Source organism: Candidatus Binatia bacterium (genome assembly GCA_036504975.1).
GTDB lineage: Bacteria > Desulfobacterota > Binatia > UBA9968 > UBA9968 > JAJPJQ01.
The window spans coordinates 1-12,993 of sequence record DASXUF010000004.1; the positions used below are offsets into that span (position 1 = coordinate 1).

Sequence of the window (12,993 nt, forward strand, 5' to 3'; positions counted from 1 at the left end):
TTCTTCCCCGCCTGAGACAGTCCTTCATCGATCGCTTTTTCGATCGGCTTCATGTCGAACATCTCCGGCGTCCATTGCGGGATGTATTTGATTCCCGGCTGAAGCTGGTTCCGCAGCGGGATATCGTCTTTTGGAATATCCATTCTGAGGGAGCCCTCGCTCCCGGCATCGACGTACTTCGCGGAAATCTTTTGGAAGTCGATCTGTCCCTCGCGCGAGAGAAACCAGTTAATGAACATCTTGGCGGCGTTAGGGTGAGGAGACTTATTCATTAGGGCCAGCGTCTTCGCGCGCGACTCGACTCCCACGCCTTCTTTGAAGAGCATCGGATCGGCCAGGTCCACCGGCAGTCCCTGCGTCTTGGCCTCGCTGATCGATTGATGGCGGCAGAGGCATAGAAAGAACTTCCCGCTCGCGAGCCAGTCTTCACCCTGGGGATATTGCCGGTAGAGGGTCAGGTCCATCTCGCTGTAGAGGCGCTTGAGAAACTGCGGGCCTAAATCGGGATGATAATAAAAGAAGCGGTCGCGAGTGGCGGCGAAGCCGCCGGCGCGTGGATCGAAAGCGACGATCTTACCTTTCCACTTCGGATTCAAAAGATCCCAATAAGACTTGAACTCCTTCGGGTTGACGAGATTGCTGTTATAGCCGACGAGATAGAGCGGCGCGCCGACGAAAACAAAGATGTACTTGCCTTCGGGGTCGATCGTGTGATGCTTTCCCTGCCACCATTTGGACGCATCGCTCACCTCGGGCAGGAGAAACGCGGAAGTGGTGGGATCGAGGACCTTGGCCTGGTAGAGCCGGTACGGAGAGGTGTTGCCGAGATTGGCGAGGTCGGCGAGAAATTTACCCGCGCGCCGCTCCGCCATGATGCGCGAAACCAGCTCGACCCCCCGCGCCGTTACTGAGACCAGCTTGACCTTGGGAAATCTCTTCTGAAAGCCGCTGTGGAGAAAGACCTCGCCGACTTCCGATAGGGAATAGATAACGAGTTGTCCCTCCGCTTCCGCCGCCCTCACCGTCCTCTCCCACTCGCGTTGCCAATCGCTTTTGCTCTCCTCACCGGCAAAGGGACTGGCAGCGGGAAGCGGAAAACACAATGACAGAACCAAAATTCTCGGGACAAGCCAGCGTGCGCTTCTACGTCGACCTGAAACCGTTTTCTGCCAACGGCCACTCTCTATATTCATGCCTCGATCAGATTGCTCCTTGGAATAATCACGTTCCTATCCGGCAAGATATTCTGCCAGGTGGGCCCCGCTCGTGAACACGAGAATCAGCAGCCAGATCAGGGTAAATCCGAAGGGCGTAAAGAGCAGGTAATACTTCGACGGAACGAAGCCGAATCGGCGCATCAGCGGGCGAACCTGTTTTTGTTCCGCGGCGGTCTCGAGAAGCGAAAACCTGGGATCGTTCGGATAACGTTTTCGGAACGTTTCCGCCTTGATCTGCCAGACATCCTGGAAGAGACAGGTTCTTCCGATCGAAAACGTCCACACGAGGTTGAAGATAGTCCCGGCGATATAGATGTGCCAGTTCTCCGGCCTGAGCCCGCCGGAAAAATTCAGGGCGGAGACCAACAAGGCGTTGACCGCCAGGAGGACTTGCAGCTTCGCGGTCTTGATGGGATTCTCTCGCGACCAGAGGTCCACGACCATCTTGTAGGCGTCGAAATCCCGTTGCTCTTGTTGATTGGAAGGTTTTCGTTCTTCCACGGCTCACTCATCCCTGCTCCCACCCGCAATTTAGCAGCGTGCGATCAAACTTCGTTAACGCTTACCTGAACTGCAATCCGGTCGCAACCGGAAGACCCCCGCGAACCGGCCCCTGCCTGAAGCCGGCGGCGTTTCCCACCCCGATCTCCGCAGCGCCGATATTTATTTCTTATTCCTCCTTTACGTTGCCCCTTCCGTGGTAATAAAAATATAAAGAACCCAATCATGAAATTTGTATTGGACAGCCATGGTTCGTTACGATTAAGTTATGAGTAGAAATCATGGCGAAGAAAGGAAACCCCATGGTCAGCGTACGACGAGAGGAAAAGACCTACCCGGTATCGAAAGAACAAGAGCAGGATTTGAGGCAGGTCGTTTGGACCAATTGCCCGCAATGCGGCAATACCTGGGTGACGAAGGCCGTCCTCATTCCGGGAAAGTGCCCGGTTTGCGGCGGCAAGCCCAAAGCTCAGAAGGCGATGTAGACGCTTAGAGCCGCGAAATAAGGGTGAGCCGGAGCCTTCGAGCCCGCGGGCCGCGGCCGCAAAACGTCTCGTACCCCCGGCCGCAGTGATTTCTGCCGGAGAGTCGACGCACCCGTCGATCAACTCGATGTCTCTCAGTGAAGGCATCCACATCGATGCCAAGCTGCGAACAAAACCCGTCAAGCGCGCCGGCATCGCTATCTCCACTTGCCGCCGCTTTCCTCTTTCTTAGACTCACTCCAACGCGCGTTATGTAGGCGCGATGGCTACTAGAGGCTCATGGTCACTCGCCGCACGTAATCTAACGGACCGTGATTGATCGACGGGATCGGAGCCCACTTGTCGATTATATATTGCTTGCGCCGCGCGTACAGCGCCGCGGCGTCAATGCCGCGCGCGCTCATGATGCGAATGGACGAACGAGCATGTCGGTGAAGGTAGATCATTCCGAAAAAGCGTTGGTTCAAGTATCCTTTCATCTCCATCTGGAAAGCCAAATCGTTGTCTTCAAAACCCCAACCCGCTCCATTGAACGGCTCATTTTCGTCAAAGCGGACTCCGTCCTCGAAAACTTCGCGGCGGAACAGGCCATATTGAGTCCACGCGACCAGGTTTGTGGTCTCCAGACGGCAACTGTCAATGCCGTACAAATAAGCGCTGGCGCGTTCTCGATCCGGCGTTTGCCCCATCGAGTCCGCACCTACGCAGCCCAACCTGTGCCCGCTGTTTTCCATGTAACGCACCATGGCAAAACTAGAGAAGGGTACGATCTCAATGTCGCCGTCCATGAACAGGAGATAATCGGCTTCGCATTCGAACATGTAGTCGATAATCTGGTTCCGGGCGATTGCGTTGCCCAGGTTTTCACTGTTCAAGATAAATTTATGCGGCACGTCGATCCGGGGCTCAAGGGCCCGCAAAGCATCCGCCAACCCGTCGGTCGAGCCGTTGTCGCAAATGCATAGAAACGGCTCCTGGCCCAGGCGCCGCAGCATGCGGGCCTCCCGGATATGGGCATGCACCGAATCCAATGTGATCTCCCGCGTATTCCAGGCGAGCATCGCGAGGACGATTTTCTTACCCGCCGGCAGCGCCGCCCGACCACCCTTTGAGAAGACCCCGGCCATGCATGCATGCGGATGCGGCGGCTGCTGGCGATAGAGACCTGGGTCTCCCTCGCGGGGCTCCTCGACGGTGTCCGCCATAGGATGGAGATCGTAGCGGCGGCAGAGTTCGAGCCATTCGCTGGCTATTACCTTGTTCCACCCGTTGAAAACTTCGGCGCGATCGGCCCGCATCACGCCCGCTTGCAAGAATGCGGGTTGCTCCCAGAAACCGTCAAAATAGTAATCCGACGTTAGGATGAGCCAACCTCCGGCCTTGAGCGCGCGGGCCATGGCGGCGATGAGCGCCTCCCTCTGCGGCTGCAGGAGATGCTCCAACGTATTCACGCAGATCACGCGGTCAAAAGCATCCTGGGGAATCCCGAAGGGAAGAACGAACCATCCGTTCTGAATGGGGCTCCAATGACGATAGAGAACGTGGGGATAGAGCCGGACCATACGCTCCTGGAAGTTCACCGGGTTGATCGTACAATCGAGCACCGCCATGGTGTTGCCAAGGCGTGACTGAAAAAGCGCGAAGGGAAGTTCCCAGCGGCGCATCCATGGAAGCGATTGGCCCTGATTGAATGCAGCATACTCCGACAGAGCGAGATCAGCCGCTTTGGCGGCGGTCATCATGGGGATACTCCTTTCTTGCGTTGAGGGACTGCGGCTTACCGCCGGCTGGTTATCGTGCATCGAGGAATGACCGGGTTGATAGAAGTGCCAATCGGAACCGAGCAAGCGTTGAATTTCTTCGATCCGATAGGGTTGCCAGTAAGCACTGCCTGTTTGTTTGGGGCTTACATTGTGCCGGTGAATGATGCCGACGTGAAAGGTCGGGTCGGAGAGCACGAGCATACGCTCTGGACAACCGCTCCATACAAAACGACTGTCTTCACCGACGTTGATCTCCATAAAAGGGTGAGCGGCCCAAAAGTTTTTCGCGTAGCATAGCGTGCTACCCGACAGCCAAAACCGTTGTCCGGCCGGATACGTATATTTCCAGGCCCGCCCCGCCTCCGGTTCGTAGAAAAGCAGCGTGTTGATTCCGCACGCCTCCGCAGCGGCGCCCAACAGCGCCTCGACTTGGTAGCGCAGCCGACGTGGAGCCATCCAATCATCGTCGTCCCAGTGCGCGATGATCTCGCCGGCCGCCGCTTCGCACGCAACGTTGCGCTTCGCGCCCAGCGACATTCTCCGCTCGAGCCGCAGGTAGCGAATGCTGGGATAGTCGGGCACTAGGTCGGCCACCCCGTCCTCCCCGTCGTCGAGGATAAGCAATTCCTTGCTCGGATAGTCCTGCGCCAAGAAATAGCGGATCGCCTGCGGCACGAACCGACGCCGGTTGGCGGTCGGCATGATGCAGGAGACGAGAGGCTCGATGCTCACAATATCTCCTCAAGAGTTTGATGCTAGAGACACGCGAGGTTGGACATCCTGGTAAGCGTTGGCCTCCGAGGAGGCGCTGACCTTATCAAAATTGGCGAGGAGTAGTTGTTCCAACTCTTGCGCCGTGAGGCCTTGTATTGAACCGTAGATCCACGAACATGCCGCGAGAATTTTTACTCGCACTTTTGACTCCAGCTGGCTAAGGGTGCTCCACGGCGTAGCATTCCGTCGCCCGTCGCTCGACGCGTCAATCCGGGAAATAGTAGCGGCCATCTTGCCCACGCCTTAGACGCCCCGCTGACGCAAGCTGCTCAAGAGCGTCTCGAACAGCAACATTGGAAAGTCGAAGTTCCGTAGCCAGGAAGTTGGTGCCGCGTACCTGACGTCCCTGCGGCGTGGACTCCGCAGTTGCTATTGCAACCTCTAACACACGCTCTGCAGCTGTCGGGGGAGCCGGTCCGCCGCGCAGTTGCAATCCCGCGAGGAAGTTCGGCCCGTCATCGAAGGGCCCGAGATCGCCGAGCCGCGCATCGCCTACTCCGTCTGTCGGCGGCTTCAATACTGAGAGGTTCACGCGATACGTCATGGCGACAAGGGCGCCGAGCCATCTGAGTTTTTGCTCTGGCGTGCCCGCTGCGAGCGTTGTCCGATCAGTCTGAGGGGCTTCTTCGTTGTGGTACTCAACGGTGGTCACGTACCTTAACTCGGCACCTTTGTTTTTCAGTTTCTCCGCAGTGCTCTCTGGGCCTCTGCTCATACCGGTGTTGATGCCCGTGCCAGCGTTTGCCAGGTTCCAGGAAACAGCCGGACCATGAAGGGGGTGTGCGAGAAGATGAGCGCTACGGAACATCGAAAAGACAGCTCGGCTGGTCGTTTCGCCGCGGTGTTGTTCCTGTTTGCGTGGCTCGACGATCGCTGAAACAAGATCTTTGAACTGAATGCCTGCCTGGGACGCACTGCCTGCTGTATTTCCCGCTCTGCTAGTTAGCGGCTCTGCAATGACACGGTACGCCCTGCCACCTGACTTGACCGCATAGGTCACAACTGTCGGACGCACTTCCTCCGAACCAAGTAGCGCTGCGATCTCACCAGTAATCTGTTCCACGCGACGATGACGCGCTTCGTGCTGCGCAGGATCCGGTTCCGATCCGCCGACCAACCCACTCAGTTCGGAATACTTGCTTTGAAGCTGTCCGCGCTTCGGTTCCGGCTCAGCCGCAATGATTTCTTCCAGGGTCTGCTCCGCGCTTCGAACTGTAACCACTGCCCGGTTGTCCCGGCGGTCGACGGTAATCTTATGAAGCCGACGGTCTGCACCAGTGAAGCTCTTGCTGACCCGCCACCAATCCACCACCGCCTGCACACCCGACTTGATCGCGTTGAGCACTCCTTGGATCGCCGCCCGCACACCGTCGATCAGCGCCAGAATCGCGTTGTCCACGCGCGTGCGCACGTTCACGATGATCTCGCGCACGCGTTCGCCAATACCACCGAGTCCAGCGTAGTTGGCCAGGAAGCCGATCACGACCGGCATGGCATTCCGAAACGCCGATTCCAGTTTTTCGGCGGCGGGATTCAGGACGCCGTTGGCAATCTGGATGATGGCGTCGAACACGTTAATCAACATTTGAATGATACGGCGCGCGTACTCCATTGCCGTTTTAATTGCCTGGTACACGGCGAAGATCGCTTCTAAAACTCCGCTCAGTCCGGCCGATGCGGCCAGTGCTGTCAGCCGCGCGCTGATGATCGCTATAATGCGTTGCATCACCCAGCCCACCGCTGATTCGATTACGGCGTTGCCGAGATCAGAAAGCCGGTCCACGAGATGCCGCCAGATGCCGCGCGGGCCTTCGGTGAGGGCGATCCGCAGCCACTCGAGCGCGCCGGTGAGGAAGTTCAGCGCTTGTCGCAGGCGCCGGCCCGCGCCGGGAAACCGCCGGTCGATCAAGTCGATCACGTGATCGACGGACAAACCAAGCACGTCCAGTATCAAGTTAAGCCACCCGCGCCAATCCGTTATGCCGGAGGGCAACGTGATGCTGCGGTCGCCGACCGCATTGAGGAGCCAACCCTGAACGCCGAACCAGAGGTGGGACAGGATGTTGCGCATAAAGCGGCCGATGCCCATCAGGACCGTCTTGAGCGCGTTCTCGATGAAGCGCAGCGGACGGGCAAGCACTAGGTCCCAAGCCAGGGAAGCTTTGTCCAGGAGTTGGCCCATCAGGTCCAGCGGTATGCGGAGGACGCGCACGACCAGGCCGAAGGCTGTCTTCATCGCGCCAATCAGATCGAAGTTAACGAACACCTGGACCAGAAGTGTTGTGACTTGGGCTTTTGTTTGTTGCCACGCCTCAGGGCTTGACGCGAGTTCGCTGAAGAACGGAATGTTGCGCAGGATGAGCGGGATAAGATAGTCGATGAATGGGTCTCGGATGCACTTCGGAATCGCGTGCCAGATGCGACGAAAGACGCCGCCTGCAATGCGGAAAAAGTTTCCGACGACCCGTGCGATCTCCTCCAGCGCGTCAATCAGCAGCCGAGCGACCCTCCCCACACCCTGCAGGCCGCGCTGTAGCCAGTTCGCCATCCCCTGCACGCCCTCGATCGCCCATTCCAGCAGCCCACGAAAACCGCCCGCAATCCAGTTGATCAATCCACTGGCAAAGCTGAGGATGGGAACGCTGGCGACAGCATTGGATAGATTGGTGAGGCCGGTGACCACGCGCCCGAGCGCGCCAGTGATGGTATTCGCGATGCCATGAACGATGCCGCTCACTCGGTCGATGGCGCCGAGGATGGCGGGCAAGATCGTGCCGCGGAGGAAACTCTGCTGTTGCACGACCGCGCTGCGCGATCGCATGTTTTGTCGAATCCACTGAATGCCGCGCAAGATGCCCGCCGCGGCCGCGCCGATGGCGATGATGGGGCCAGCGGGAGAGAGCATGACGAGGACGCCGGCGACGATCAGCAACTGGCGCTTGAAGGGAGCAATCTTCTCCATCACCCAGTCCCACGCGGCGCTCGCCTTGCGCTGGAACCACTGTAGGATACCGTTCTGTCCTTCCTCCCCTTCGCCGATGCCGATTAGGTTCTTGAGCCAACGCCAGGCACGGCTCAGCCAGTCGCGCACTGGTTGCGTCTTCTCCCAGATCCAGCGGCCAATGCGCTCGATCTCCTCCCAGATCGCTCCCCCGATGCGCTTCAGCAGATTCCAGATTGGCGCGCCGAAACGATCCCAAAGACCCTGAAAGAACTCTTTGACCTGCATAGCGTAGTATTTCACCCGCTCGATTGCAGGCGCGGTCAGTCCCTCGAAGACCTGATAGATCTTGTCCGCGGCCTCGCTAATCGGTCCGCAATCGTTCCTCGCAATCCGAGCTCCGGCGTCGCGCAGCCACGTGAGCAGGTTGCCGAAGTGTTTGCGCACACCTGTGATAATGTCGCCGATCGCCCGTATCGGTCGCGCAGCGACGTCGATAAGTGCTTGCAGAGCGTTGCTGAGTTTCTCTTTCAGCCAGGTGAAGACGCCCTTGCGCAGAATAGGCACAAGCGACGGCGCAAAGCGCTCCAGCAGCCCCCAGACGCGGTCTTCCAGCCAGTCGACGACATCGCTAATGATCGGGATCCTGAACTTCTGGACACGCGACCCCTCCGTCCGTTCTACCACCTGCGCCCTGCCGCCCCGCCGCGCGGCAGCCGAGGTTTGTTCGGCCTCGCGTTCAAAGCGATCGCCTCCGCCTGCACCGTAAGTCTGTATCACCGGTGCGCCGCGTTGTTGCACGACGTGGGTCACCTCATGCGCCATCAACTCCACGTCAGTTGGCCGTTCGCGGGAGCCAAGGAAGATGTGCAGTCCGTAAGTGAAAGCGCGCGCGCCCAGGCTGTCGACCGCTGCGGCCGCGCGATCGTCCGTGTGTACCGACACACCTTCCAGGGATATATCCAAAGTATGTTCAAGCGCCTTCTGGGTAGCGGCAGGCAGTGACTCGCCGACGCCTGGCGCGCGAATTACCGTTCCGACCGGTTCCGGCAGTTGGCCGAGTTGTGGCGGCGCAGGTCCGGCGCTCAATCGAACCGCAGGAGGGCCGGCCGCCATCGGCCGAGCTGTCGATGTTGTGATCCGAGTCGGCGGGGTGGGCGTCTGCGCCGGTCCCGGCCGGGTGGCGGGAGAAGGGGCAGAGGCGCGGGTCGCAACTAGCGGCATGTTTATCTGCTCTTCAAAGGGCAAACCCCGCCTGCCTTGCGGTACTCGCGGCGCACCGCCTCTTCCAGGTAGGCCGCTGTGACGATGCCTCCGTCGTTTAGGGCCAACAGCGCGGCATGCAGGGCGGCGTTGCGGATCTGACTGCCGCTCAACGCGCAGCGACAGACGACCTCATTGAGCAGAGACGGGTCAAGGACATGATCGGCCGGGAGATGCAGTTGCCAGATGGACCAGCGCTCGGCCACATCCGGTGGGCGAAAATCAATGACCACGTCCATGCGGCGCTGAAATGCGCTGTCGATGTGCTCGGCGGCATTCGTGGTAACCAGGAGAATGCCGGAGAAGGATTCGATTCGTTGCAGCAGATAATTTGTTTCCAGGTTGGCATACCGGTCATTCGCCGTCTGGACGCCCGTGCGTTGCGTGAGCAGCGCGTCGCCCTCATCCAGCAGCAAGATGACATTGAGCTCCTCGGCGCGGGCGAATATCTGGCTCAAATTCTTTTCGGTCTCGCCGATGTATTTGTTCACTACCGCTGAGAGGTCGAGCCGGTAGAGATCCATTTGCAGGACCGACGCCAGCAAGCGCGCGGCGAGGGTCTTGCCCGTCCCGCTAGGGCCGCTGAAGAGCACCCGCACGCCGACGTTCAACTGCCCTTCTAGAGGGACGCCCGCTGACGTCTGCAAGCGCTCACGATGCCGACAGCGGAGTTCGAGGGTGTGCAGCTCATTCTTCGTTTCCGTACCAACTGCCAAGTGATTCCAGTCGCCACTGACAGGAACAGGAGCAGCCAATGTTTCCAGCACCTGCCGATTCAGCGTACGGCTGGCCTGTTGTACGTCCGCAAGTGTTATCGTTTCGCGTTCGGCCAGTGCAGCATATGAACGGGCGAGCCTCGCGGCGCGGCGAATGTTGCCGCTGGTCATGCGCACCTGTCCGCTTATTTGATCCAGGTCGGTGATAGTATTCGCGCCAAAGTCGGCTATCCAATGCAAACGGCGCGCGTCCGTGTCAGGAATTTCGAGTGTCACAGTGAGCGCACACTCAGCGCCCGGACCGCATAGTCCTCCTTGCTGACCGAGCACGACCACCAATGGGTCGCCGTCCTTGGTTACGGGTGGCAGCTCGGCAGTCTCCCCTGGCGCGAGATCCAGGACGACAACCGGCAGCGCGTGCAACAGGGCCGCCAGCGGTCGGATCAGCCGCCACCGCCCATCGTCGCCCTTTCCCAATCCGTTGATCTCGAGCATCCCGAGCCCAAGCCCGCGCGCGACCGCCCCCGCGACAGTCCGCCGGCCGTTATGCTGTGGACCGCGGATCACCAACGCCCGCGCGTCGCCCGACGCGAGCAGCGCCGACACTGTTGTCAATGACTGCCGCAGTGCGTCAGGCAGGATCAGTTCGTCATGCGTGGCCAACTGCTCGGGCGGGCGATAGTGTGCCCACGGCGTGATCTCCTCGCGCACCTCACCCCGCATTGCGTCCCACAGCGGCCCTGGGACCTGCAGCGCCCACTCAAGGCGCGGGGCATCGGGGTTAACGACCTGTAAAAGGCCGAGTTCTTGCAGCTGGCGGAGCTTGTCGCGCGACTCGGTGCCGCCATCCGCATCGGGCCACCAAGCGCTGAGCAATCCCAGGGTCGGACGATGCTGGCTTGGCGCCGCTTGCATCGCATCAAACAGCAGACCGAAACGAGCGTCTTCTTCGATCAACCCGATGGTTAGGAGCAGTGTGGCCGTCGCATTACTGATGCCGGACGCCTCGCTCAAGGCACGCAACGGAAGATGTTCACGAGCTCGGGCTTCCCACTCTTGAAGCCACGTATACCAATGAGACTCGGCTTCCTCCAATGACAGATCCTCGAGTCCAAGTCCGACCAGCTCGTTGTTATATCCGGCGAGAAATGGGAACTGTTCGACAACTTTCTCGAAAGAGCCGTGGACACGGCACAGGCAGGTGATGAGGCGCAACACTGCTCCATAGAAAAACAATTTGAAATGCGTCGCAGGCAGTGGTGGTAGTTGACCGAACGGATTGTTTCGGATTGCAGCCATAGATTTAGTTCATTCAAAGTGAAACGCGATGAATCGTCCGGTCGCCGGGACCCAACCCGGGTCCCGGTCCAGACCGGCCAGCCGAATCTCGATCGGCAGCTCATCCAGGGCGAAGAAAACATCCAGGCGAGTCCCGCTCACCAGCACGCGCGCGTGGTGCTCGCACAGCGCTCGCCGCAGCTCGCCGGGATCTCTCAGAACAAGTGCGCGGTTCAATCGAGCGCGCACATAAGGCATCAGACAACGGAGCCACCGCTCCTGGGGCAGGATGTCGCCGATGGCACCGGGGAACGCGCTGCGCTGGAACTCGAAAGCGGCGATGCCCGGGTAGTCTTGCGTCTCGCGTACGAGTTGTTGCATAGGATCTCCAGCGTCTAGCGGGAGGTCGAGGATCAAAAACTGCTCAGGATGTTTCACCCGAAGTCGTCCGGGATCCGTGGTCCATTGCCAAATACTTTCTTCAGAAAATGGCGCCAGCCACTCAGCGGGCAAGCGCCACCTATCTGGCGGGTCGAAGGCTTCGCCTGGCGCCTCGTGCTCGTCGCGGCCCGCCAATCGCGCGAGAAGCGGCCACGCCGGGTCGGCTTCGATGCTCTTGCCGACCAGTTCCCGACCGACCAGAGCAACAAAATCCCACAGCGGAAGAGGGATCGCAGGTTGTAGGGGACTCGTAAAGTCGCCGTAGAAATTCAAGAAGAGCCCGAGATTGACGAGATAGAAAACGCCTCCAAATGCCGTCTCGATACACGTTCCACCCGTTCTCATGATCTCACCAGCCGGATCGATAACGGAAAACGGTGACCCAGGGGGTGAAGCCGGCTTTGGCGACTCGTCGCTCTGCGAGTCTTGAGCGGTTTCTAAAGGTGACGTAGCCTCCAACTGGATGGACGGGACCGCTTGATGTCCCGAGTGTACTCCTGGATCGGCCGGTACGGACTCGGCGCGCGAGAGCTGTTCCCGTCCGTCAGGTGTGGAAACTATCATGGCGGCGGGATTTTCTTCGGGCGTTTTTCTCGTCGACCTTGCTGCAGACGTGTGTAGTGCAACGTTGAGATGGAGCCGCGAGCCCTCGGTCCCTTGGTCGGGCTGCGTTGGCGGCGAGGTAGCCGCATGGGTCGTTAGCGCTCCGGCATTCAGCGTGCCAGTTGAATCACGCAAGCGCTCTGCTCGATGCCATCGCAGGACGGTGCGCGCGAATAATGGCGCGCGCACCATCGCCGACGCGCGCGCAAGCATCAACCCTATGCCAAGCAAACATCGCTCCACCATAATAAGGCTGGGGTCCAATGCTTCGGGAGCCCACTCTGTAAACGGAGGCTGACTCGCTGGCGGCGAGACCTCGACAGAAACGACGCGCGCGGCAGGGCCGGCCGGCGGGCACTCAATGAGGGCCGCCTTGGCCGGAGCCTGCGCGTCGAGCATCAAGGGATCCTTCAGCCACGCAAGCTCGACCAGAGCGAAGCGCTCAATGATTTCGCGCAGCAGAGCGCGCGCTCGCGCTTCACCAATCGCTCGCACAAACCTCGCCGCCAGCCGCCTTTTCGCCAGATGTGCAAGCGCCGCGGGAACGCTTTCGATCGACTCAAGCCATTCGCGAATCACCGCGCTCGAGATGTCGGTCGAGCGAAACAGGCTCTTCCACCACCAGCGGGTGATTGCGGTTCCGTCGCACCAATCGGCGGCCAAGCACGCGAGCAGCTCGGCGCGATCGGCGAAGAACACCGCCTCGGCATTCGCCGGGACCGGCTCGGCAGCGGGACGCGCCGCCCGTCTCAGTACTTGCTCGACGGCGGCGGCAACCGCGCGCCCCCACTCGAGCGCTATGGAAGCGCGGCCGTCTTCGGTCTGCATCAAACCCGGCTTCGGATCGCGCAGCTGTCGAATAAAAGCAATCGCCGATGGAGGTAAAAAAGACGGCTGCAGCTCTATGGCGGACAACGCACGATCGAAGGGCATGCGGAGCGAAAGCGCATCGCGCGGGCCGCCGCGCACCCGAAGCTTTACAACGTACGTATCCTTTTGCTCGGCGATCAA

At 59.8% G+C, this 12,993-nt stretch carries 7 protein-coding genes; 1 reads left to right on the top strand and 6 read right to left on the bottom strand.

Going from position 1 to position 12,993, the window contains the following annotated elements:
- Positions 1-1,022, bottom strand: a 1,022-nt coding sequence (locus VGL70_00140; GenBank protein ID HEY3301920.1) for an extracellular solute-binding protein, incomplete at its 3' end; no start/stop codon positions are given.
- A 207-nt stretch (positions 1,023-1,229) separates the two neighbouring features.
- Positions 1,230-1,718 (bottom strand): hypothetical protein, encoded by a 489-nt coding sequence (locus VGL70_00145; GenBank protein HEY3301921.1) that lies wholly within the window; start codon positions 1,716-1,718, stop codon positions 1,230-1,232.
- 281 nt (positions 1,719-1,999) lie between these two features.
- Between VGL70_00145 and VGL70_00150 the strand changes: the two genes are divergently transcribed.
- Positions 2,000-2,203, top strand: coding sequence for a hypothetical protein (locus VGL70_00150; GenBank protein ID HEY3301922.1), 204 nt, complete (start codon positions 2,000-2,002; stop codon positions 2,201-2,203).
- Positions 2,204-2,472: 269 nt separating this feature from the next.
- On the opposite strand, the gene VGL70_00155 is transcribed toward VGL70_00150, so the two are convergent.
- From VGL70_00155 to VGL70_00170, 4 genes are all read right to left on the bottom strand, one after another.
- On the bottom strand, positions 2,473-4,668 hold the full coding sequence (locus VGL70_00155) for a glycosyltransferase (GenBank protein ID HEY3301923.1): 2,196 nt from the start codon (positions 4,666-4,668) through the stop codon (positions 2,473-2,475).
- A gap of 277 nt (positions 4,669-4,945) precedes the next feature.
- Complete coding sequence (locus VGL70_00160) at positions 4,946-8,770, bottom strand: DUF4157 domain-containing protein (GenBank protein HEY3301924.1); 3,825 nt, start codon at positions 8,768-8,770, stop codon at positions 4,946-4,948.
- Between the two features lie 137 nt (positions 8,771-8,907).
- On the bottom strand, positions 8,908-10,959 hold the full coding sequence (locus VGL70_00165; protein HEY3301925.1) for an ATP-binding protein: 2,052 nt from the start codon (positions 10,957-10,959) through the stop codon (positions 8,908-8,910).
- Positions 10,960-10,968: 9 nt separating this feature from the next.
- Entirely contained in the window at positions 10,969-12,993 is a 2,025-nt protein-coding gene (locus VGL70_00170; protein ID HEY3301926.1) for a hypothetical protein, read from the bottom strand.

Bases quoted from the DNA above. Each gene is read 5' to 3' on its own strand.
- VGL70_00150 (HEY3301922.1), top strand. From the start codon at position 2,000: ATGGCGAAGAAAGGAAACCCCATGGTCAGCGTACGACGAGAGGAAAAG.
- VGL70_00155 (HEY3301923.1), bottom strand. From the start codon at position 4,668: ATGCCGACCGCCAACCGGCGTCGGTTCGTGCCGCAGGCGATCCGCTAT.
- VGL70_00165 (HEY3301925.1), bottom strand. From the start codon at position 10,959: ATGGCTGCAATCCGAAACAATCCGTTCGGTCAACTACCACCACTGCCT.